Below are 23,757 nucleotides of genomic sequence, written 5' to 3'. Positions count from 1 at the left end.
ACTTTTTGTAGTATCCGCTTTTATGGTATTTTCCTGTTCTACAGCAAAAAAAGCGAGCAAGTCAAAAAAAGATGCCTCAGCAATGGCCAAACCACCAGCTAAAAAACCTGGTAAAAATGACCCGAAACCTTATAACAAAGTTATCACTAAAGATGCTAAAACCGATAAAGGTCTGTTTAACGTGCACTCTTTAGACGATAAGTTTTATTATGAAATACCAGATTCACTTTTTAACAGAGAAATGCTAATGGTAACTCGTATTGCTAAAACTGCAAGCGGACTTGGTTTTGGTGGTGGAAAACAAAACGAGCAAGTTTTACGCTGGGAAAAAAAGGGTAAAAAAGTAGTATTAAGAGTAGTTTCCTATAACGTCACTGCTGCGGATTCTTTGCCAGTTAATGAAGCAGTAAAAAACTCAAATTTTGAACCTGTACTTTACACATTCCCTATAAAAGCATACAGCAAGGATTCTACAAGCACAGTTATAGATGCCACACCTTTATTTGAAAAAGATGTGAAATCTCTTGGCTTACCTCAATTTAGAAGAACAGGCTACAGAGTTACACGCTTAGAGAGCGATAAATCTTTTATTGAGAGCGTTAAAAGTTACCCAAGAAATATTGAGGCTAGGCACGTAAAGACCTATGCTGCTGGCAGACCACCATCAAATTCTAGCACAGGAAGTATCTCTATAGAAATTAACAATTCTATGATACTACTTCCAGACAACCCAATGAAACGTCGTTATTTTGATGAGCGTGTAGGTTGGTTTACAAGTAGTACAACAGACTATGGTTTAGAAAACCAAAGAAGCAAATCATTAACCTACCTAGACCGCTGGAGACTAGAGGTTAAAGACGAAGATATTGAGAAGTTTAAACGAGGAGAGTTGGTTGTTCCTAAAAAGCAAATCGTTTATTATATAGACAGAGCGACTCCAGAGCAATGGAGAAAATATATTAAGCAAGGTATAGAAGATTGGCAAGTTGCCTTTGAAGCTGCTGGGTTTAAAGATGCTATTATTGCTAAAGACCCACCAAGTGTTGAGGAGGATCCAGAATGGACTCCAGAAGATGTTAGGTATTCTGTTGTACGTTACTTGGCCTCACCAATACCAAATGCAAACGGCCCTCACGTAAGCGACCCAAGAACAGGCGAAATATTAGAAAGCGATATCAATTGGTATCATAACGTTATGTCATTGCTACGAGGTTGGTTCTTTGTACAGACTGCAGCTATCAATCCAGAAGCTCAGAGTCCTGAATTTAAAGATGAAGTTATGGGACGTTTAATACGATTTGTATCAGCTCATGAGGTTGGTCATACACTTGGCTTACCTCATAATATGGGAAGTAGTGTTGCTTATCCTGTAGAAAAATTACGTGATGCTGAATTTACACAAAAGTATGGTACTGCACCTTCTATTATGGATTATGCACGTTTTAATTACGTAGCTCAACCTGGTGATGAAGGTGTTGCTTTGATGCCTGATATTGGTGTTTATGATAAACACGCTATTGAATGGGGCTATAGACCAATTTTAGACAAAACAGCTACTGAAGAAAAGCCAATTCTTAACCAATGGATTATGGATCATGAAGGTGACCCAATGTATCGTTTTGGACATCAGCAAGCTGGTGATGTTGTAGACCCAAGCTCACAGACAGAAGATTTAGGAGACAACGCCATGCTAGCTAGTGACTATGGTGTTAAAAATCTAAAGCGTATTGTACCTAATCTTATCAAATGGACTACAGAGGCTGGCGAAGCGTATGATGACTTACAAGAAATGTACGGCCATGTAGTATCACAATTTAACCGTTACACAGGTCATGTTTCCAATAACATCGGTGGAGTTTACGAGCATTACAAAACGGCAGATCAAGCAGGTGCTGTTTATACACCAGTACCAAAAGCACATCAGAAAGAAGCTATGACATGGGTTAATAATAATGTATTTAATACGCCAGAATGGTTAATTGATAAGACTATTTTTGATCGTATTGAATGGTCTGGCTCAGTTGAGCGAATTCGCAGAATACAATCCCGAACCTTAAACAATATTTTAAGCTTAGGAAAGATGCAACGTTTAACCGAAGCATATACGTATGACAGTAAAGCCTATTCACTTACTGAAATGATGAGCGATGTACGCAAAGGAGTTTGGAGCGAGCTGCGTACAGGGAAGAAAATTGATACTTACAGACGTAATTTACAGCGTGCTCACATTGATAGATTAGCGTACTTAATGACCGCAGAAAATCAAAGTGGTAGAAGTATTAGCCCTTACGTAAAAACAACGGCAGTAAACACGAGTCAGTCCGATATTAGAGCGGTAGTAAGAGCAGAATTAAAAACCTTACGTTCTCAATTACGTCGAGCAAAAGGAGGGGACGCTATGAGCAGAATTCATATCGCTGACGCTATTGAACGTGTTAATAATATTTTAGATCCTAAGAACTAGATACGTTAATAGACAATCTAGGGAAAGAAGGCTTCGAGGTAAAACTTGGAGCCTTTTTAGTTTTTAAACTAATTTGTCAACAGAATTCTAATAACAAAAATTACTCAACACTGTACAGGATAAAACTGTTCTCATAAATAATTTAAAAAAATATAGTGAATTTTAAAACCTCGTCACGCTATTGAGCGTAACGAGGTTTTGGGTTACTAACTAACCATCATTAAAACTAATTTAGTCTTCTTTAGTTTCAATTTCCTTATCTATATAAGCGACATCTCTAGTGTTTTTCTGTACAGCAATCGCTGCAAAAAGACTCAGGACAAATGACATGCCGTAAAATCCTTTTTCACTTAATTCTAAATCTGCATTCCAGAGTCCTATGACCAATAAGACTATTGCTGCTATTGAGGTAAACCAACTAATACCATAATACATTTCGGTAACTTGTATATCCTCTAATTTATCGCGCACAGCTTTCTGTACTGAAATAACTGAGAATAATCCAAAAAGTAGAATGGTAAAATAATACCCTTTTTCATTAAGCTCCATAGAAGCATTCCAAAGTCCTACGCAATAGGAAATCATTCCGATAAAAAGAGCGGTCCAAGAGGCTCCTATAAAAGCAGGCGTTGGTTTTTGATTATAGATTTTCTTTTCTTTCTTTTTCTTTTTTACGTTTTCATCATCCTTTAAGGATACTGTTGTTTGATAATTCATAACATTTTGTTTTAATGATTACAAGGCAAATTTGAAACATACAACTACTATTTCAAAACCAAAAAATATCTATTACTGACGATATATTTTATTATTTATATATTTTAACCTTTATTTTTTATACCTTTATTTAAATACTAATGACGATATAATGTTAGCATTAAAAGCTATTATTGAGACTTACAACACGGAAGAACAACAACAATTTGTTGGCTACTTAAAATCGAAAAATAAACGTGCTGACACTAAAAACATTCAGTTATTTCAACTTTTAGGTCAATCCGAGTTAGATTCAAAGTCTATTTGTAGAATACTTTACAAAGTTGATAACTGTAATGCCTATCACGCCCTACGGAAACGTTTATTTCAATCGTTAATAGAATTTACTGCTAACAAAAACCTAGAAGACGAGAACTCTGTAGACATACAGGTTATAAAGTATGTTTTGGCTTCAAGAACTTATTTGCTTCAAAAAAATTACGATATCGCATTCAAAATATTAGATAAAGCAGAACGCCTAGCCGATGAACACTTGTTGTATGCTATTCTGAATGAAATCTACCATACTAAAATTCAGTATGCGCCAAACTATCCAAAGGCTGATTTAGAAGACTTAATAAAAAAGCAAAAAGAGAATCAGAAAAAACACCAATTAGAAGATCAGTTAAACATTGTTTATGCACAACTCAAAAGTGTTTTAAATTCTATTGCTTACAAAGGCAACGTTGTAGATTTTGAATTCGAACTTAAAGCTATACTTAAAAATTATAAAATTCAGCTTAACGATTCACTATCCTTTAAATCATTGTATCAAATTTTAGCGATCGCCAATATTTCAGCCTTCGTAACAAGTTCTTATTACGAAATTGAAGGTTTCGTATTAAAAAGTTACAACCTGTTGAAAGAAAAAAAAGAGACCAACAAACAATTGTTCTACCAGATTCACATTGTTTATATCATCGCAAATACCTTATTTAGAAATAAAAAATTTGAGGAGTCTTTAAAGTATATCAATGAGATGGAAAGTTTAATGCAAGTTAACAAAAAGAACTATTTCAAAGAATTTATATTAAAGAAAACACTTGTTGAAGCCCTCAATTACAACTATTTAGGCAAGCAAGATAAAGCCATTCAACTCATCTTATCTATAATTTCAAAAAAGCATAAGGACATTGAAACTTTACTAGATTTAAACTTATCTCTTGCAACGTTCTATTTCCAAAAAGGAGATTTCAATAGCGCCAAATCTACACTAGCGAAGTTTTACCATACCGACCAATATTACACGGAAAAAGCTGGAATCGATTGGGTTTTAAAGAAAAATCTAGTAGAATTATTACTTTACATAGAATTACAAGATGACGGGCTTTTAGAGTCTCGAATAAGGAGTTTTAAACGACGTTATTCAAACTACCTTGAGGATATCGATCAATCTAGAATTCTATTATTTATTGATTTCTCAATGAAACTTTATAAAAACCCTGAATTAGCCCACAACAAAAAATTCAGAAAACAATTATACCTTAACTTTCAATTAAATGCTTCAAAAAACAAAGATATTTTTGTTATCAGTTTTTACGCATGGCTAAAAAGTAAGTTAGAACAAAAAGACCTTTACGCTACAACCCTTGCTCTTATTTCTAATACCAACTACTAAGAATCTTTATTAAAAAGTACCGCTTATTTAAACCAAATAGAATTTAAACGGTCTAACAGACAAACATTAAAACCATTTAAAATGAAAACATTAATAGCCATTGCACTAGCACTCTTTACGCTAAACGGATTTGCCCAAGGTGAAAGAAAACACAGAAAAGACCATAATGAGCGGTCACAACTAATGAAAGACATGACACCAGAGGAAGTCGCAAACATTAAGTCTAAACAACTAACTCTAAGCTTAACCTTAGACGAGATACAAGAATCAAAAGTTTACGATCTAATCTTGGAAGAAGTTAAATACACAAAAGCAAATAGAGAACAGCGCAAAGCCAATAAAAGTGAGGGTAAAAAACCAACAAAAGAACAACGTTTAGCGATGCAAAATGAAAGGCTAGATAAGCAAATAGCATTTAAACGTGCTATGAAATCTATTTTAACGGATGAACAATTTGCAAAATTTGAAAAGCTTAGCTCAAAAAGAAGAGCAAAAAAAGCAAGACAGGTAAAAGGAAATAGAAATTAGATCAGCCTTTTAAACCAAAAAGGTCTTAAGGATCGCTAAAACCGTAAACTTCTAAATTATGCATTGGTTAAAATCAAAATACGCTTTTAAAGCACAACATTAAGTGGACTAAATACTTTGCTAATCTAAATTTTAGGTCTAGTTACGCTGAACCTTTCGGTTACTCAACTATAGGCTAAGTGATATAAAAAAGTACATTTTACACAACCTCTTTTATTTAATTCAATAAAATTCTTATTTTTAGGGATCTATTAATTAAATAATTCAAAATGAAAAAGATATATACAATGTGCATTTTAGCACTTGGTTTATGCTTAGGAGTGCAATCTTTATCTGCACAATCTTTGTCTCTACAAGAGCGCACCGAAATAAATAAGGTGGCTGGTGAAACAACCGAATCTCTCATCAAAGCTTTAAACTTAAACAAAGATTCGCAAGAACAGGTTTATAATGCATATAAAGACTATCAAAAAGGGCATGCAAATCTTGTAAAATCTAAAACAATGTCACCAGAAGCGATGACAAAACTTAAAAATAGACTTACTAATAGAATGGAAGTTATCCTAAACGAAGAACAGTTTGAAGCCTATAAAACCATTCTAAAAGAACAAGAAAACTAATAGATTTCTAAAAATATAGAACAAAAAAAAGCCTCACAAATGTGAGGCTTTTTTTATAAAGTTTTTGCTACCTCCTCTACTGCTGCTATAGTTTCATTTAAATCTTGATACGTGAGTGCGTCGGTTATAAACCAGCTCTCAAATGCACTTGGAGCAATGTATACTCCGCTGTTTAACATACCATGAAAAAAGGATTTAAAGCGCTCATTGTTGCCTTTAGCCGCAGATTCAAAATCAACAACAGGTTCCTTAGCAAAGTGAACAGAAATCATTGATCCAATTCTGTTAATTGTATGGTCAATATCATTTTTATTGAGGGCGTCAGCAATACCATTATGAAGATATTTTGTTTTTTCAGCAAGACGATTCATCAGTCCCTTTTCATTATTAATAGCTTTTAGCATAGCTAAACCCGCGGCCATAGCCAAAGGGTTACCACTTAGAGTACCCGCCTGATATACTGGTCCTAATGGCGCTAATTCATTCATAATCTCATTTCTGGCCGCAAATGCTCCAACTGGTAAACCTCCACCAACGACTTTTCCAAAGCACACAATATCTGCATCAACTTCTTTTAGCTCTTGCACACCACCTTTAGCCAATCTAAAGCCAGTCATTACCTCATCAAAAATTAAAAGTATATGGTGCGTGTCACAGAATTGCCTTAAGCCTTCCAAGAAACCGTCAACAGGTGGAATACAACCCATATTACCAGCCACAGGCTCTACTATTATAGCTGCAATTTCATTGGGATTAGCTGTTATTAAAGCCTTTACACTTTCAAGATCATTGTACCTCGCCAACAAAGTATCCTTAGCAGTACCTTGGGTTACACCAGGACTATTTGGTGTACCAAAAGTACTCGCGCCACTACCGGCAGCTATTAAAAACGAATCACTATGACCATGATAACAACCAGCAAATTTTATGATTTTATCTTTTTTAGTAAACCCTCTTGCTAATCTAATAGCACTCATACAGGCCTCTGTACCCGAATTTACAAAACGAATTTTATCTATATTAGGCACCATAGCAACTGCTAATTCAGCAATTTCAGTCTCTAAAGCAGTAGGCATCCCAAAAGAAGTCCCTGATTTAGTTTTTTCAATAACAGCATCTACTACAGGCGGATAAGCATGCCCTAATAGCATTGGACCCCAAGAATTAATGTAATCGATTAAGCGGTTTCCATCTTCATCATAAACATAAGCGCCTTTGGCCGATTTAGCAAATATTGGTGTGCCTCCTACACCTTTAAATGCTCTTACAGGCGAGTTTACTCCGCCTGGAATAACAACTTGCGCATCATTAAAAAGCGCACTACTTCTTTGATATAACATACTAATTAGGTATCATTATTTCTTGACCAATTGAAAGATCATTTGAGGTCATATTATTTAATTCTTTTATCGCTTTAACCGAGGTATTATAGCGTTTTGCCAAAGCATATAACGTATCACCTTGTTCAACGACATATCTTAATACACCACTGTTTACTCTCACCATATCTGTTGGGTTGCCACTAAGGACTTCATCATCATACTTATAAAGTTTATAACGCTCAATTAAACTAATCAATTTTTGTGGATATTTTCTATCCGTAGCGTAACCTGCATTCTTAAGACCTTTAGCCCATCCTTTATAATCATCTGGTTTTAATTTAAATAAACTAGCATAACGTTTGCGGCTTACTAAAAAATCTGAATGATCCTTGTACGAACGTTCTGGGCGTTCATATTTTCTAAAACACTCCTGAGATCGATCATCATCGTGGTATATTTTTTCACCTTGCCAACCATGGCACTTTATCCCAAAATGATTATTAGCTTCTACAGCTAATCGTCCTCTACCAGAACCAGACTCTAAAATACCCTGAGCCAATGTTATGCTAGCTGGTATTTTAGACAATAGCATTTCTTCTTTAGCTTTTGCTGCAAAGCGATTAATATAAGCATCTGTAGAGGTCGGCACTTTAATAATAATTTTATCAGAATCCTTTTGGCTTGTGGTTTCGACCTTTGAAGTTTCAGTTTCTTTTACAATAACTTCTTTTTCAGTATTCTGTCTTTTTTTCTTTGTTACAATTCCCTTTTTAGGGCCACAACTAAAAACTAAAGTAATTAGAACAAGGGTAGTATATTTAAAAATTAATCTCATATATTAATTAAAGGTAGGTTTTTACGTTTTAAGACAAAATTCATACCAGAAATTCCTTGGAGACCACCTGTATGAATGGCTAATAATTTTGATTCTCTCGGAAAGTAACCTTTACCAATCATATCTATTAATCCATACATCATTTTTCCAGTATAAATAGGATCTAGCGGAATCATATACTTTGCCTTAAACTCATTTATAAACGAAATCAATTCTGGCTTTATTTTTCCGTAGCCACCAAAATTATAGTCTCTAATTAAATCCCAATTATCGTTAGTTGCAAATTTAAGAATATCTTGCCGTAAAAAATCACCTTTTAAAGCCGGAAAACCTATTATTTTTTGATGCGATTTAGAGGAATTAATAATACCCGCAATAGTACCTCCTGTACCAACGCAACAACAGATATAATTAAACTTTTTATCATCATTAGTTATTATTTCCTCACACCCTTTTACTGCCAAGGTATTTGTTCCTCCTTCTGGTATCAGATAAAAATCACCATAGGATGCTTTTAATTTTTCAATAAAATCAGCGTTATATTTCATTCTGTAAGTACCTCTATCTATAAATTCCAAACGCATTCCCATTGACTTTGCAAATTTTAGAGTAGGGTTAGAAACTACTTTATCTTCTAATTCATCTCCCCTTATAATACCTATAGTGTTAAAACCACTTTTATTGCCAGCATAGGCCGTTGCCGCAATATGATTTGAATACGCACCGCCAAAGGTTAAAAGTGTTGTTTTAGATAATGATTTTGCGTTTAGAATATTGTACTTAAGTTTCCTAAATTTATTACCGGAAACTACAGGATGAATTAGATCCTCTCGTTTTAAATACAATTGAACGTCCCCATCTAAAATTAAAATATTTTGTACTGAATTAATTATATCTAAAATTTTAAGCGTTTAAAGGTAATATGCAAAGTTCCAAAATTTACGCTGTTTTAAGTACTCTAAATTAGATTCATTTTTATGAGCTTCTCGTTCAAAAGAAATATTTCTATAGGCCAAGTCCCAATTTTTATACTTAATTAATCGAATTAAAAACTCAATACAGTATAGCACGTAAAACGGCATAATGAGCAATTCTAATTGCTGTTGTTTATGTATTTTCTCATGGTTAACCAACACTTTATTCAACTTTAGAATATTATACTTTAAAATTATAAAAGGAAAAATAGTAATCCCAGCATAACCTCTTGGCACCAAATATTTAGAAATAAATATCAATAATCTATAATAAAAAATTCATCTCAATTTACGTTATCTTTGTATGTAATGCTAATTGACACTATAATAATCAGTTTTAAAAAGCATAAAATCAAAACGTTTAGACTAATTTATCTCCTTTCCTCAGCAAAGGATCAGAAAAAGGCTTATGAAGACACATATCCCAATTGAAGACGGAGATTACTATTTAACACCAGAAGGTTATCGTTGTTTTACAGAACAATATCATTTAAAAAGAGGCTACTGTTGCCAAAGCGGATGCAGACATTGCCCTTATGGTTTTGATAAAAAAACCAATACCCAAAAGAAATAAACGTTGGATTTACTTTTAATGAAATATAAAATTAAAGGCCAATACACGTCATCGTGTAGATATAAGATACCCTTAGATAATACAACATATTTACAGTATTTATAGGTATTAATCTAAACATTAAAAAATGACTTTTAAAGAACAAATATTAGAGGGTATCCCAGATAAACTTCCACAGTTAAAAACTTACAACGCAGCCATAAATCATGCTCCCAAGCGCAAGGCAATCCTCAACGAAGAAGAAGAAAAATTAGCACTTAAAAACGCACTGCGTTATTTTGATAAGAAACATCACAAAACTTTACTTCCGGAATTTAAAAATGAATTAAACACCTATGGCCGCATCTACATGTATCGTTTTAAACCCGATTACAAAATATTTGCAAGACCAATTGATGACTACCCTGCAAAATCAAAGCAAGCAGCAGCCATAATGCTCATGATTCAAAACAACTTGGATGATGCAGTAGCACAACATCCGTATGAACTGATTACTTACGGTGGCAATGGAAGCGTGTTCTCTAATTGGGCACAATACCTACTGACCATGAAGTATCTGGCCGAGATGAATGACGAGCAAACCCTAGTGATGTATTCTGGTCACCCAATGGGTTTATTCCCATCTCATAAAGAAGCGCCTAGAGTTGTAGTAACTAACGGTATGATGATTCCCAACTATTCAAAACCAGATGATTGGGAGAAATTTAATGCACTCGGAGTTACGCAATACGGACAAATGACCGCTGGCAGCTATATGTATATTGGTCCACAAGGCATAGTGCATGGTACAACAATAACGGTTTTAAACGGATTTAGAAAAATAGAAAAAGAACCTAAAGGCCATCTATTTGTAACCTCAGGCTTAGGTGGTATGTCTGGAGCACAACCCAAAGCAGGTAATATTGCAGGCTGTATTACAGTCTGCGCAGAAGTTAACCCAAAGATTACACAAGTAAGACTAAACCAAGGCTGGATTGATGAAAAAATCACAGACTTAGACCAACTCGTCATAAGAGTCTTAAAAGCAAAGACCAACAAAGAAGTTGTTTCAATCGCCTATCTAGGAAATATTGTTGACGTATGGGAAAAATTTGATGAAGCAAACGTTCATATTGATTTAGGTAGCGACCAAACCTCACTTCATAATCCTTGGGCTGGTGGCTACTATCCTGTTAGTTTATCTTTTGAAGCCTCTAACGAAATGATGGCAAATGAACCAGAACAATTTAAAAAAGAGGTTAAAAAAAGTTTAAGACGTCATACAAATGCTATAAATAAGCATACTGCAAAAGGCACTTATTTCTTTGATTATGGCAATGCCTTTTTATTAGAGGCTTCAAGAGCAGATGCCGCTATTTATATTGATAAATCAGGAAATCTAGTTAATAAATCCCATCTCACTTCCCTTGGAGAAGAGACCGAGAGATGGGCTTATCCTAGCTATGTTCAAGACATCATGGGACCCATGTGCTTTGATTATGGATTTGGCCCATTTAGATGGGTATGTGCTTCGGGAAAACCAGAAGATTTAGCTAAAACAGATCAAATTGCATGTAGCATTCTCGAAGCTATAATGAAGCGTTCCCCTTCTCAAATTCAGCAGCAAATGGCGGATAATATTCAATGGATAAAAGGGGCTCAAGAAAATAAATTAGTTGTTGGCTCTCAAGCTAGAATTCTTTATGCAGATGCTGAGGGGAGAATAAAAATTGCTGAAGCCTTTAACCAGGCCATAAATAATGGTGAGATAGGCTACGTCATTTTAGGAAGAGACCACCATGACGTCTCAGGAACGGATTCACCGTACAGAGAAACCAGTCATATTTATGACGGATCAAGATTTACCGCAGATATGGCTATACATAACGTTATTGGTGATAGTTTTAGAGGAGCCACTTGGGTAAGCATTCATAACGGTGGAGGCGTCGGATGGGGCGAAGTTATTAATGGCGGTTTCGGCATGGTTCTTGATGGTACAAAAGAAGCGTCAAAACGATTAAAACAAATGTTATTTTGGGATGTTAATAATGGTATCTCTAGACGAAGTTGGGCTAGAAATGAAGGAGCACTATTCGCTATAAAACGCGCTATGGAAACCGAACCAAATCTCAAAGTAACACTACCCAATATGGTTGATGACGATTTATTAGAAACAATTTAAAAAAAGCGATATGAAGAAATTATTAAAGTTTACTCCGATTTTAGTGTTTGCCATCCTTCTATCTTCCTGTAGCTCTGTTAGAGTTGCAGCAGATTACGATAGAGAGGCAAATTTTAACCAATACAAAACCTTTGCATTCTTTAAACCAGGAATTGATAAAGCTGAAATAAGTGATATAGATAAACGAAGAATTCTAAGAGCTATAGAAGCCGAACTGATGGCTAAAGGCATGACCAAATCCGAAAATCCAGATATGCTAGTCAGCATTTTCACCAAATCCAATCAACGTGTAGATGTTTACAACAATGCATGGGGCGCTGGTGCCTGGGGCTGGGGCGGTTTCAACCGATGGGGTTGGGGCTGGGGACCTGGCTTTGGTTGGGGCGCTGGCTTGGGAGGAAATAACGTTTCTACCACAACCGAAGGCGTATTATTTATAGATTTAGTAGATGCAAAAGAAAAAGAATTAATATGGCAAGGCTCTGGTACTGGCTATTTAGTAACTAGAAATGTCGACAAAAAAGAAGCGCGTATTAAAGAGTTTGTTTCTAAAACTATGGAGCAGTATCCACCTGCTTCTAAATAGAATTCCATGAAGACGTTTTTAAAGCACCAATTAAATTTGGTGCTTTTTTGGTTTAATACCTTAACTATCTATTTATTCTAAATACCATATCTTTGGCGACTTTGAAAAGCAAAAGAATATGATATTAGGCCACACAACCCGAAAAAACTTTACCCAAAACCCTAAAAATGATATCCTCTCGGGATTAACAGTAGCACTTGCCTTGGTGCCCGAAGCTGTTGCTTTTGCATTTGTTGCAGGCGTAGATCCATTAGTAGGTCTTTACGGTGCCTTTATGATGGGAATTGTAACGGCATTATTTGGTGGTAGACCAGGAATGATATCTGGTGCTACTGGTGCCATGGCTGTAGTAATGGTTCATCTCATTAGCAAAGGTAACGAAGTTGGATTGGCGCTAGACAACCCAATCGACAACCTAGGCTTACAATGGCTTTTTATAACCTTACTATTTGTTGGTGGTATACAAATTTTAGCTGGTATTTTTAAGCTAGGTAAATTTGTTAGACTAATTCCTCACCCAGTAATGATGGGATTTGTAAACGGTCTGGCAATAGTTATTTTCCTTTCTCAATTAGGTTTATTTAAAGAAACTGTTAATGGTGAAAAAGTTTTTATGTCTGGTGCACCACTCTGGACAATGCTTGCTTTAATCGCCTTAACAATGGGTATTATGTTCGGCTTACCAAAACTTACCAAAAAAATACCGTCGGCATTAACTGCTATAATTGTAGTAGCGGCTATTACCATATTCGGAAATTTAGAGGTAAGTACCGTTGGCTCTTTTATTAGAGATGGTGGTGGTTTAGGTCTAGAGGGCGGTTTACCTACATTTCAGGATCAAATTTTTGGTTTATTCAGCACCTTGCAAGGGCATTGGGAAATTATATTATCAACAGCTTTTATTCTTGCCGCAGTAGGTTTAATTGAATCCTTAATGACACTAAACCTAGTTGACGAAATCACAGAAACAAGAGGTAACGGAAATAGAGAATGTATAGCCCAAGGCGGTGCAAATATACTCAACGGCTTATTTGGTGGTATGGGTGGCTGTGCCATGATCGGACAGTCAATTATAAATGTTGATTCTGGCGGACGTGGCCGCTTATCTGGGACTGTTGCTGCTATTGCCCTACTCTGTTTTGTACTTTTTGGAGCACCTTTAATTGAACAGATTCCTATCGCTGCATTAGTAGGTGTAATGTTTATGGTGGTTATCGGCACCTTTGCTTGGTCTAGTTTTAGAATTATAAGAAAAATACCATTATCTGACGCAATCGTATTGATTACAGTATCAGCTATTACAGTTTGGAAGGATTTAGCGGTAGCGGTAATCGCTGGTGTTATTATATCCGCATTAGTCTTCGCTTGGAAAAATGCCACAATGATTAGAGCGAGAAAACGCATGCAAGAGGACGGCACTAAAACTTATGAAATTTGGGGACCTTTATTCTTTGGTTCCATTCAAAGTTTCAATTCCAAGTTTGATGTTAAAAACGATCCCGATAAGGTTGAAATTGATTTTGTAGAATCTCGCGTAAGCGACCATTCTGCATTAGAAGCCATTTTTAATTTAGTTAATAAATATGAAGCTGCAGGGAAAAGCTTAAAACTAAAACACCTGAGTGCAGATTCTAAACTATTAATGTACAAAGCTAGTCCAAAATTTAAAGAAGTTATTATTGAAGATATTAATGACCCACGTTATCACTTAGCTGCAGACCCTGAAAAATTTACAAAACCACTCTCAGAATACAAAATGTAGTGCATGTTATAATTTATTTAACTTTTAATTTTAATAGTTTAACCATTAAGGTCTAGCTAGTTACGGTTTTATTTCTGACTATCTGAATAATAAAAAAGGTAAAACAATTGAAAATCAATTAATTAAACTACATTTGCTGCTTAATTTAATATATTTTAATATGAGTACTGGTACAGTAAAATTTTTTAATGACTCTAAAGGTTTTGGATTAATAACAGAAGAAGGAAACAACAAAGAGCATTTTGTACACATTTCTGGTTTAGTTGACGAAGTTAGAGAAGGTGATAATGTAGAATTCGATTTAACCGAAGGCAAAAAAGGATTAAATGCTATAAACGTAAAAGTTATATAAGTATATACCTTACAATCTTTTTAAAATGAAGCCTATCTGTTGGATAGGCTTTTTTTATTTAAAGTCCTTATTTACATCTTGTCATGATTATCCTCTGGGTATTGACTCGGAATATCTTCTAATTTTTGCTTAGTATTTCTGGCAAATTACTTTCTACACTCTAATATATAGCACTGATAGGAGTATCACTAGACTATCCTTTAAAAGAGAAATTTTTATAAAAGCTTCAAAAAAAAAGCAAAAATAAGTCTTCTCTCTAATCATTAGAGTTAAGCCCATATAATTCTTATAAACATTTAAGGATGATAAGGCTTAGCATGTCCTTCGTCAATTAACCATTGATTAATGTCTTCACCTTCCAAAAAAATATTAGCAAGGAAACGACCATATTTCCCTTGTTTATCCTTGTACGAATAAATAACAACTTCCTTATCAAGGATTCGACCTCTAAGTATATCTCTTACTTTGAGACCCTCTGGTCGTTCTTCACCTCTTAGCTCGGGTGTGTCTATACCATAAAGTCTAAATTTCATTTCTCTAGACACAAGAAAACCCAAATCTACTTGTGCGGTGATGGTATCACCATCATATACATCTATAATTTTAGCTTTATACTGATATTGAAAATCCATAAATCTATTTTTTTAATCAGTTAAAAATACTAATAATCAATAAGTTGTGCTATTTTATCTTTCACCTTTTCTGTTGACGGAATCATCGCTTGCTCCAATGTAGAATTCAAAGGAATTGCAGGCATGTTTTCGCTACCAATAGTCATTACTGGTGCGTCTAAATATTTAAAACACTCTTCTTGAATCTTACCTGCCAAAGCCCTTGCAAAACTATTGTTTGAGGGTTCTTCGGTCACCACTAAACATTTTCCGGTTTTCTTAATAGATTTTATGATAGTTTCTTCATCTAAAGGAAACAATGTTCTTAAATCTATAATTTCTATTTGGTTTCGCATATCTAATTCACCCGAAGCATTATATGCCCAATGCACTCCCATACCATAAGTTACAATCGTTATGGTTTCTTTATGTTCTTGCTTCCAGATTTCTTGTAATACCCAAGCTTTTCCGAATGGTAGCACATAGTCTTCGGACGGCTCAACTGAAGTCGCGCCTTGTGTACCAGGAACTTTAGACCAATACAAACCTTTATGCTCTAAAATTACCACAGGATTTGGATCGAAATAAGCAGCCTTCATTAAACCTTTAAGATCAGCACCATTACTTGGATAAGCAATTTTGATTCCTCTTATATTGGTAATGACACTTTCAACAGAAGATGAATGATAAGGCCCTCCACTACCATAAGCACCAATAGGTACTCGTAAAATCATACTCACTGGCCATTTACCATTAGACAAATAGCAACTGCGACTTACCTCTGTAAATAACTGATTAAGTCCTGGCCAAATATAATCTGCGAATTGCACCTCTACAATAGGTTTCAAACCAACCGCAGACATCCCAATAGTAGAACCTACAATAAAAGCTTCTTGTATTGGTGTATTAAACACACGATCGTCTCCAAACTTCTGTGCTAACGTTGCGGCTTCTCTAAACACTCCGCCTAGCCGTCCACCTACATCTTGCCCATATAGTAAACACTCTTTATATTCGCGCATTAATTCTTCAACAGCAAATAAAGCACAGTCTACCATAACTACTTTTTCAGCTCCTTCTGGTGAACGTGTTCCTTTTTCTTCTGTTATTGGTGTTGGTATAAAATCGTTTGTAAATAAATCTTCAGGTTTTGGGTCTTCTGCTTTTAAGGCTTTTTCAAAATCTGAAGCTACAGTTTGAAAGGCTTCCTTTTCTATAGCTTCTATGTCTTTTTCTGAAAATCCATTATCCAGTAATTGTTGTTTTAAAACTGGATATGGGTCGCGCGAACGTGCTTCGTCCAAATCGTCTCGGTACCATTCCATACGTACACCAGAGGTATGGTGATTTAACAACGGTACTTTAGCGTGCACTAAAAATGGACGTCGTTCTTTTCGAATCGTTGCAATCACTTTTTTAATGGCTTCATAGCTTTCAATAAAATTAGCTCCATCTATAGATATCGCTTCTAAACCATGAAATCCTGCCGCATACTCTGCAGCATTTTGGGCTCTGGTTTCGGCTTCGTTTGCCGAAATGTCCCAACCATTGTCCTGTACTAGATACAGTATTGGCATTTGCTTTAATGCTGCCATTTGAAAGGCTTCGGCAATTTCACCTTCGGTAACTGAAGCGTCACCAAGGCTACAGACGCTAATTGGTTTTTCAGACATCTCGTCTACGCTCGATGTGACAGGATTAGTTAATTTTTGTTTTTCTAAATATTGAAGTCCCATCGCGACACCAGTTGCAGGTATGGCTTGCATACCTGTTGCTGAGGATTGATGTGGTATTTTAGGTTTATCGTCGTCCTTTAAACTTGGATGCGAATAATAGGTACGCCCTCCTGAAAATGGATCATCTTTTTTGGCTAGTAATTGCAACATTAAATCGTAAGGCTCTAAACCAAAAGCGAGTAACATAGCATCGTCTCTATAGTAAGGAAAGGCATAATCTTGAGGTAATAATTGTAATCCTAATGCAATTTGAATGGCTTCATGGCCACGTGAGGTGGCATGAACGTATTTTGAAACTTGTTTAAAGTTAGCCTCATACAATTCGGTCATTGCTTTGGCGGTGCAGAGTTTTGAAAAAGCTTTTTGTAGTATTTTTTTATTCATATTTATTTCCCACAAAAGTGGAATCTCATTAATTATACGTTATTTTATTTTGGATTCCCACCTTTGCAGGAATGACAATTTACTTTTTAAACACTATCCTTTAACACCCCTAATTAGCTTCGCTAGGTATCTTCAATAAAAGCGCTGCTTTCATTTCGATAATCCTCAAGGGGATGATCCTATAAATGTACACTGAAACTATTGTCCCCTTGAGGGGACTTTAGGGGTGTTTTTGCGTTAGGGATTGAACGATTTGTTTGAGCTCCTCGCAGAGAGCGAGTAGTGAAAGCCCGACCACTTGCACTGAGCTTGTCGAAGTGTTGTGGTAACGCCCAAATAACCTAAGCTAGTTCTTTTCTTGTTTTTATCATCCAACCAAATTTATCATCTTGTTTTCCGGTTTTAATAGCATTTAAGGTATTATTGATGTCCTCTCCTACCGGACTTTCATCCGACACATGTATCGTCTCTCCCTCCATTCCAATCTCTTGAATGTATGCTATACCTACCGCTGTGCCTGTACCAAAGGCTTCTTCTAAAGTTCCGTTTTTTGAGGCTTCTTTAATTTCTTGCAAGGTGATTAAACGTTCAGTTACTTTAAAACCTTTGTCCTTCAACAAGTGGATGACGCTTTTTCGGGTGATGCCATGAAGCACAGAACCATCTAGCTTTGGTGTTATGAATTCTCCGTTAATTTTAAAGAAAATATTCATAGTGCCAACCTCTTGAATATATTTATGTTTGGCTGCATCCAACCAAAGTACTTGGTCGTAACCTTTGGCCTTTGCTAATTCTGTTGGTCTTATTGCTGCGGCATAATTACCTGCTGCTTTGGCTTCTCCTGTACCTCCGTTAGCTGCTCTAATGTACTGTTTTTCTGCCCATAATTTAATTGGTTTACTGAATAATGGGCCCGCTGGAGATGCCATAATTATGAACTTAAAACGGGTGGCTGCACGCATACCTATAAAAGGCTCATCGGCATACATAAATGGTCTTAAATAGAGTGCACTGCCATCTTTTGGCGGAATCCAATTATGCTCTAAATCAACCAGTTGCTTTACGCCTTCTACAAATACATCTTCTGGGAAATGTGGCATACCCATGCGGTCTGCACTTTTATTTAAACGTTTAGCGTTTTGCTCTGGCCTGAATAACATGGGCTCGCCTTTGGCATCCTTGTAGGCTTTCATACCTTCGAAAATGGCTTGCCCATAGTGTAAAGCCATGGCTGCCGGATGTGTTGGAATCATTCCCATTGGAACAATTCTTGGGTTAACCCATTCACCATTAGCGAAATCGCAGATAAACATGTGGTCCGTGAATGTAGTGCCTAATGGTATGTTGTTAAAATCTAAGTCTTTTACTTTTGATTCTTTTACTTTGGTAATTGAAATGTTGTAACTCATAATATTTATTATTTCGTCAGTTCGAGTAAAATTGCTTTTTCTGCAATTTAGTATCGAGAACTTTAATTGCTTCTCGATACAATTTGCTCATACTTCACAAACCACTCGAAGTGACGTTAGTTTATATTTTTCGATTCACATCAAACTGCTCAAAATAATCGGCAACTCTTCTCACGAAACTTCCACCTAGAAAGCCATCCACAACACGATGATCAAAAGAAAGCGATAAGTACATCATACTTCTAATAGCGATTTCATCTCCGTTTTCAGTTTCGATAACTTCTGGTCGCTTTTTTATGATTCCGAGTGCTAAAATGGCAACTTCTGGCTGATTGATAATTGGTGTTCCCATAACACTTCCAAAAGTTCCTACATTAGAAATGGTAAAGGTGCTACCTTTAATGTCGTCACCAACTAATTTATTCTCTCTGGCTTTACCAGCCAATTCATTTACGTTAGCCGCTAGCGTTTTTAAATCTTTAGTATCTGCATTTTTAACTACAGGAACTATTAAATTACCGCTTGGCAATGCTGTAGCCATACCAATATTTATATCTTCTTTTACAATGATGTTAGTGCCATCTACTGAAGCATTAATATTCGGAAAATCTTTAACTGCTTTCGCCACAGCTTCTACAAATAAAGGTGTGAATGTTAAACGCTCACCATACTTTTCTTGAAAAGCTACTTTGTTAGCATTACGCCAATTCACCATGTTGGTTAAATCTGCTTCTACATAAGCCGTAACATGAGGTGAAGTATGCTTAGAATAGACCATATGGTCAGCAATCATCTGACGCATACGGTCCATTTCTACAATTTTCCCTTTTCCTTTTTCAAATGTTAATTGTGGTATGCGATAGGCTGTTGGGTCTTGCACTGTGGGTTGCACATACTTATATGGACGACCATCTTTTATATACTGAAACACATCGCTTTTTCGTAATCTACCTTCATTGCCAGTTGCAGGAATACGTGCTAATTCTTCAAAACTAATGTGATGCTCTTTTGCTATTGAAATGATTAATGGCGAGAAAAAAGCCCCATCTGACTTCCCCAGAGGGGAAGAAACACTCGGCACGGAATAATTTTGCTTAGGATTTTTAACATTGACTTTATTCTCGACTGCGCTCGAACTGACAGCTTTTTTGGTCTCTACTGATTTAGAAGATTTTGTTTCCTCTGAAACCTCAAGAATAGCTATCACTTCTCCTACAGGAACGATATCTTTGGCTTGAAAAAGCGTTTTAACCAAAGTTCCGGAAGCTGGTGCAGGGACTTCATTATCCACCTTATCGGTTGCTACTTCTAGAATGATATCGCCTTCTTCAAATGCTTCACCTTCAGAAACTAACCAATTAATGATGGTTCCTTCAGATATAGATTCGCCCATTTTAGGCATTTTAAGTTTAAGCGTGCTCAAAATCAATAATTTAAAAACAGTATCAAAATTAATAAATAAGACATCTTACAACTGTTAATATCTTATAAATTAAATCATATCAGAATATTATTCTTTATTTTATTAGTTATAACGTTTTTTATACTTTTAATAATTGTATTTTAGTCGTGTCTAAAAATAATTTTCTGATGGCTCATTCACTCGACAAAATAGATACTCAAATTCTATCTATACTTCAAAAAGACAGTAATCGCACCACTAAAAGTATCGCTGAAGAATTAGGCATGACCACGTCTCCTGTTTTTGAGCGCATTAAAAAACTTGAAAAAGAGGGTTATATCAAAAAATATGTAGCCGTATTGGACAATAAGAAAATTGGATTAAAACTAACGGTGTTTATTGGTATTACACTACAAGGCCACACCAGAAGTTATTTAGAAAAGTTTGTAACTGAAATCAATAATTTTCCCGAAATCGTAGAATGCCATCGCGTGAGTGGGAACTTTGATTATCTATTAAAATTAGTTGTAGAAGATATTGAAGCTTATGAAACGTTTATTATTTCAAAATTGACACTTCTTCCTTATTTAGGCAATGTACAAAGTTTGATTACGCTTTCAACAGGAAAAGAAACTAATGAAATTGATTTGAGCAGGGTTTAGAAATTGTTGATTGTTGATTGACGATATTTGATTGCTTCTCGATACAATTTGTTCATTTTTCACAAATCTAGAAGTGACGAATTCTACTTCTTAAAATTTTCTCTTAAGGTCTTATAAACGTCATCCTGAACTTTCATGTTTTCAGGAACTTCTCTAAGTGGTTCAACTTCTCGTAAAGATTCATGGCAATCTGCAGGTAGTTGTTGATAGAGTTGAGTACCTTTTGTTTTCCAAGCAATCATCTCGTCACTAACGTGCTTAACCACCTTGGCTGGATTACCAACCACTAAACTTCGTTTTGGAATAATAGTTTCAGCTTTTACAAACGCCATAGCTCCTACTATAGATTCATCACCGATTTCGGCATCATCCATAATAACCGAATTCATACCAATGAGACAATTACGACCTAAATTAGCACCATGAATTATGGCGCCATGACCAACATGTGCGCTTTCCTTTAAAACAATAGATTTCCCAGGAAACATATGTACTGTACAGTTCTCTTGCACATTAACACCGTCTTCTAAAATGATTTGTCCCCAATCTCCTCGAATTGCAGCACCAGGACCTATATAACAGTTTTTACCAATGATGACATTACCAGTAACTGCAGCCAAAGGATGTACAAAGCTACTTTTATGAACAACTGGTATAAAATCGTTAAATGAATAAATCATAACTAAATAGTTGGTTTTGTTAAAAATTCATAATAATACACTTTGATTTGTAAGCATTTACTAAAAGCCTCAACCAAGTTATTATAAAATTAAAAATTATGATACCTAAAAATTCTTCAAAACTCGTTACTAAAGAACATATACCTAATTTAAGATTTTCTAAAACGGAAACCTTAAAAACAAAACAAAAACAAAATTTAAGAGCACATTACTTAAGGCGTGCATCTCAATTAGGAAATCTTTTAAAAAACAAGGTTAAAATCTATTTTAAAAATCATAAAGATGAATTACTACACGTCAATACGACTATATGGGCTGTTACTTCAAACTTCGTGATATTAAAAAAGGGCGTTACAATTCCTAAATCGAGCATTGTTTACATTGATTAACAATATTTATTTAAATCGCTTTAATGTTTCTTTTGTAAGCTCACTTAACACTAAACGTCCACTAATAGCAGCGCGTTCTGCGAGAAGTTCATCCCAATGGTCAGTACCTTTCCAGAACATCTGCTTCATCTCAAGCATAGCGTCAGTATTATAAGTACATAAATGTTCAGCAGTTGTTTTTACTGCTTTGTCTAATTCTTCATTACTCTCGTAGACATGAGTATACAAGCCTTTTTCTTTTGCCCATTCTGCTGGGTAAAATGAGTTGGCATCGATTGCGATTTGCGACATGCCGCTTAACCCGATTTTACGCTCAATTGCTGGTCCGACAACAAATGGCCCAATACCAATATTCAACTCACTTAGTTTTATGGCGGCGTATTTTGACGCCATACAATAATCTGTCGAAGCCGCTAAACCAACACCACCGCCAACGGTTTTTCCTTGGATGCGACCAATGATAAATTTTGGACATTTACGCATAGCGTTTATCACATTCGCAAAGCCTGAAAAGAAGACTTTTCCTGTTGCTTCGTCATTGATGTTTATTAATTCTTTGAAACTGGCTCCAGCACAAAAGGTTCTGTCTTTTCCACTTTTAAGGACGATTACTTTTATAGCGTCATTTGTTCCAGCATCTGTTATGGTTTGGGCTAATTCTGTTAACACATCACCTGGCAAAGAGTTGTGTGCAGGATGAAAGAATTCTATGTAGCCTACTTCGTTTTCAATATTTAATTTTACGTATGGGTCACTCATATTTTATCTAATCATTGAGACCTCTCGACTGCGCTCGAGGTGACATTTGTGTCTATTTATATTATTCCGAATTGCTCAAAGTGATGGTTAAGGTGTTTTCTTTCCAACAAATACCACTCATATTTATTTAACTCGCCAAACACCATATTATTTAATTTAGCGTCTGGATGTTCTTTAAAGTATTCTAAATACTTCTCGCGTTGCGCTTTAAATTTTGAAATCGCTGTCATCAAATCTTCATGCTTTAATTCGTCAAGCGTATCTTTTTCTAATAATGGGAATTGACTATTCTTCGGGAATTTATCATAATTCCAAAGACTATTTTTAACTTTTTCAAGAATTTTTTCGGGCGTTGAAATTTCAAAATCTTGAATTTCACCTGAAGCAATTTTATAAGTATATTCTAAATGCTCAATCAAGTGTTGTGGTGTCATGATGCCCCATTTTGGTTTTGAATTTTCATTTAATTTTGAAAGACATTCGTCAATTTTTTCCGAAGTCATTTCAACAAAAGTCTCTTGCTTTTTTTCAACCATAGTTAATATGGTTGCTATGGCCACTAGTGGACTATCTTTTTCTGTTTTCTCACTATCTGGTCGGTTTTCAAAATTCGCATCAAACACCTCAACATGCCATTTTACGATTCCGCTTGGATGCTCTGCCGAAGCGACATCTCTATCTACTTTTTCTTTACATGTTAATCGTACATAAATCGTATCATTATGATATAGCGGACGTAAAAAGCGAATACTATCTAAACCATAATTTGCTGCAACTGGCCCTTTATTCGGATAGACAAACAAGCCCGCCGCTGCCGAAATGATAAAATAACCGTGTGCAGTGCGTTTTTCAAAAATACTTCCGTCTAAAGATGTAATATCAGTATGGGCATAGAAATGGTCCCATGTGAGATTAGCAAAATTTTGAATATCGGTATCCGTTAGTGTTCTATTATGGGTTTTTAGAGACATGCCTGGTTGAATGTCTTCCCAATGGTATTTAAATGGATGCTGTTCTGCTTCCTTATATTTAGCTTTCTGTTGATAGATTCCTGTAATTTCAGTGATAGTTGTTGGCGAACCTTGAATTGCTGTACGCTGCAAATAGTGTTTGATACCACGCATACCTCCCATTTCTTCTCCTCCACCAGCGCGTCCTGGACCACCATGCACT

The 23,757-nt window shown here is 35.5% G+C and carries 23 protein-coding genes; 11 read left to right on the top strand and 12 right to left on the bottom strand.

All coding sequences use genetic code 11. The features are described from left to right. The first annotated feature begins 22 nt into the window (after positions 1-22). The gene (locus tag Q0800_RS05865; protein WP_299128320.1) at positions 23-2,464 is read left to right on the top strand and encodes a zinc-dependent metalloprotease; all 2,442 of its coding nucleotides are present in this window, start codon (positions 23-25) and stop codon (positions 2,462-2,464) included. A gap of 231 nt (positions 2,465-2,695) precedes the next feature. Here Q0800_RS05865 and yiaA read toward each other — a convergent pair whose 3' ends face one another. Then, entirely contained in the window at positions 2,696-3,181 is a 486-nt protein-coding gene (gene yiaA / locus Q0800_RS05860; RefSeq protein WP_299128299.1) for an inner membrane protein YiaA, read from the bottom strand. 151 nt (positions 3,182-3,332) lie between these two features. Here yiaA and Q0800_RS05855 point away from each other — a divergent pair, with 151 nt between their 5' ends. The 3 genes from Q0800_RS05855 to Q0800_RS05845 all read left to right on the top strand — a co-directional run bounded on the left by Q0800_RS05855 (position 3,333) and on the right by Q0800_RS05845 (position 5,986). Beyond that, positions 3,333-4,838 carry a hypothetical protein gene (locus Q0800_RS05855; RefSeq protein WP_299128298.1) on the top strand — a complete coding sequence of 502 codons (1,506 nt, stop codon included), beginning with the start codon at positions 3,333-3,335 and terminating at the stop codon, positions 4,836-4,838. A gap of 81 nt (positions 4,839-4,919) precedes the next feature. Beyond that, the gene (locus Q0800_RS05850; RefSeq protein ID WP_299128297.1) at positions 4,920-5,366 is read left to right on the top strand and encodes a hypothetical protein; all 447 of its coding nucleotides are present in this window, start codon (positions 4,920-4,922) and stop codon (positions 5,364-5,366) included. A 269-nt stretch (positions 5,367-5,635) separates the two neighbouring features. Next, entirely contained in the window at positions 5,636-5,986 is a 351-nt protein-coding gene (locus Q0800_RS05845; RefSeq protein WP_299128296.1) for a hypothetical protein, read from the top strand. A 53-nt stretch (positions 5,987-6,039) separates the two neighbouring features. Here the strand turns inward: Q0800_RS05845 and hemL are convergent, their stop codons facing one another. The 4 genes from hemL to Q0800_RS05825 all read right to left on the bottom strand — a co-directional run bounded on the left by hemL (position 6,040) and on the right by Q0800_RS05825 (position 9,378). Further along, positions 6,040-7,326, bottom strand: a complete 1,287-nt coding sequence (gene hemL / locus Q0800_RS05840) for a glutamate-1-semialdehyde 2,1-aminomutase (RefSeq protein WP_299128295.1) — start codon at positions 7,324-7,326, stop codon at positions 6,040-6,042. Between the two features lies 1 nt (position 7,327). Next, entirely contained in the window at positions 7,328-8,143 is an 816-nt protein-coding gene (locus Q0800_RS05835) for a glucosaminidase domain-containing protein (protein WP_299128294.1), read from the bottom strand. Continuing rightward, positions 8,140-8,988 carry a pyridoxal-phosphate dependent enzyme gene (locus Q0800_RS05830; RefSeq protein ID WP_299128293.1) on the bottom strand — a complete coding sequence of 283 codons (849 nt, stop codon included), beginning with the start codon at positions 8,986-8,988 and terminating at the stop codon, positions 8,140-8,142. Before Q0800_RS05830 ends, Q0800_RS05835 begins: the two co-directional genes overlap by 4 nt. A 66-nt stretch (positions 8,989-9,054) precedes the next feature. Next, positions 9,055-9,378, bottom strand: a complete 324-nt coding sequence (locus tag Q0800_RS05825; RefSeq protein ID WP_299128292.1) for a hypothetical protein — start codon at positions 9,376-9,378, stop codon at positions 9,055-9,057. Between the two features lie 148 nt (positions 9,379-9,526). Here Q0800_RS05825 and Q0800_RS05820 point away from each other — a divergent pair, with 148 nt between their 5' ends. From Q0800_RS05820 to Q0800_RS05800, 5 genes are all read left to right on the top strand, one after another. Continuing rightward, the gene (locus tag Q0800_RS05820) at positions 9,527-9,691 is read left to right on the top strand and encodes a DUF5522 domain-containing protein (protein ID WP_299128291.1); all 165 of its coding nucleotides are present in this window, start codon (positions 9,527-9,529) and stop codon (positions 9,689-9,691) included. A 127-nt stretch (positions 9,692-9,818) separates the two neighbouring features. Then, the gene (locus Q0800_RS05815; protein WP_299128290.1) at positions 9,819-11,852 is read left to right on the top strand and encodes a urocanate hydratase; all 2,034 of its coding nucleotides are present in this window, start codon (positions 9,819-9,821) and stop codon (positions 11,850-11,852) included. A gap of 10 nt (positions 11,853-11,862) precedes the next feature. Continuing rightward, positions 11,863-12,438, top strand: a complete 576-nt coding sequence (locus Q0800_RS05810; protein ID WP_299128289.1) for a DUF4136 domain-containing protein — start codon at positions 11,863-11,865, stop codon at positions 12,436-12,438. Between the two features lie 118 nt (positions 12,439-12,556). Beyond that, entirely contained in the window at positions 12,557-14,200 is a 1,644-nt protein-coding gene (locus Q0800_RS05805; protein WP_299128288.1) for a SulP family inorganic anion transporter, read from the top strand. A 160-nt stretch (positions 14,201-14,360) separates the two neighbouring features. After that, a complete protein-coding gene (locus Q0800_RS05800) occupies positions 14,361-14,552 on the top strand; it encodes a cold shock domain-containing protein (protein WP_299128287.1) in 192 nt (63 codons plus the stop codon). Between the two features lie 296 nt (positions 14,553-14,848). On the opposite strand, the gene Q0800_RS05795 is transcribed toward Q0800_RS05800, so the two are convergent. From Q0800_RS05795 to Q0800_RS05780, 4 genes are all read right to left on the bottom strand, one after another. Then, positions 14,849-15,184 (bottom strand): thermonuclease family protein, encoded by a 336-nt coding sequence (locus tag Q0800_RS05795; protein WP_299128286.1) that lies wholly within the window; start codon positions 15,182-15,184, stop codon positions 14,849-14,851. Between the two features lie 29 nt (positions 15,185-15,213). Continuing rightward, a complete protein-coding gene (locus Q0800_RS05790; RefSeq protein ID WP_299128285.1) occupies positions 15,214-17,283 on the bottom strand; it encodes an alpha-ketoacid dehydrogenase subunit alpha/beta in 2,070 nt (689 codons plus the stop codon). A gap of 341 nt (positions 17,284-17,624) precedes the next feature. Beyond that, complete coding sequence (locus Q0800_RS05785; protein WP_299128284.1) at positions 17,625-18,692, bottom strand: branched-chain amino acid aminotransferase; 1,068 nt, start codon at positions 18,690-18,692, stop codon at positions 17,625-17,627. 121 nt (positions 18,693-18,813) lie between these two features. After that, positions 18,814-20,094: a dihydrolipoamide acetyltransferase family protein gene (locus tag Q0800_RS05780; RefSeq protein ID WP_299128319.1), complete on the bottom strand. Its 1,281-nt coding sequence runs from the start codon at positions 20,092-20,094 to the stop codon at positions 18,814-18,816. 188 nt (positions 20,095-20,282) lie between these two features. Between Q0800_RS05780 and Q0800_RS05775 the strand changes: the two genes are divergently transcribed. Beyond that, positions 20,283-20,756 carry an Lrp/AsnC family transcriptional regulator gene (locus tag Q0800_RS05775; RefSeq protein WP_299128283.1) on the top strand — a complete coding sequence of 158 codons (474 nt, stop codon included), beginning with the start codon at positions 20,283-20,285 and terminating at the stop codon, positions 20,754-20,756. 83 nt (positions 20,757-20,839) lie between these two features. On the opposite strand, the gene Q0800_RS05770 is transcribed toward Q0800_RS05775, so the two are convergent. After that, entirely contained in the window at positions 20,840-21,436 is a 597-nt protein-coding gene (locus Q0800_RS05770; RefSeq protein ID WP_299128282.1) for a transferase hexapeptide repeat family protein, read from the bottom strand. Between the two features lie 98 nt (positions 21,437-21,534). Between Q0800_RS05770 and Q0800_RS05765 the strand changes: the two genes are divergently transcribed. Beyond that, positions 21,535-21,825, top strand: a complete 291-nt coding sequence (locus tag Q0800_RS05765; RefSeq protein WP_299128281.1) for a hypothetical protein — start codon at positions 21,535-21,537, stop codon at positions 21,823-21,825. 6 nt (positions 21,826-21,831) lie between these two features. On the opposite strand, the gene Q0800_RS05760 is transcribed toward Q0800_RS05765, so the two are convergent. Then, a complete protein-coding gene (locus Q0800_RS05760; RefSeq protein ID WP_299128280.1) occupies positions 21,832-22,584 on the bottom strand; it encodes an enoyl-CoA hydratase/isomerase family protein in 753 nt (250 codons plus the stop codon). Positions 22,585-22,640: 56 nt separating this feature from the next. Beyond that, positions 22,641-23,757, bottom strand: a 1,117-nt coding sequence (locus Q0800_RS05755; protein WP_299128279.1) for a MaoC/PaaZ C-terminal domain-containing protein, incomplete at its 5' end; no start/stop codon positions are given.

Origin of the sequence: uncultured Winogradskyella sp. (genome assembly GCF_937958655.1) — a bacterium.
Classification (GTDB): Bacteria; Bacteroidota; Bacteroidia; order Flavobacteriales; family Flavobacteriaceae; genus Winogradskyella.
The sequence above is the reverse complement of the archived record's forward strand: the minus strand, read 5'-3'. Positions and strand labels throughout refer to the sequence as shown.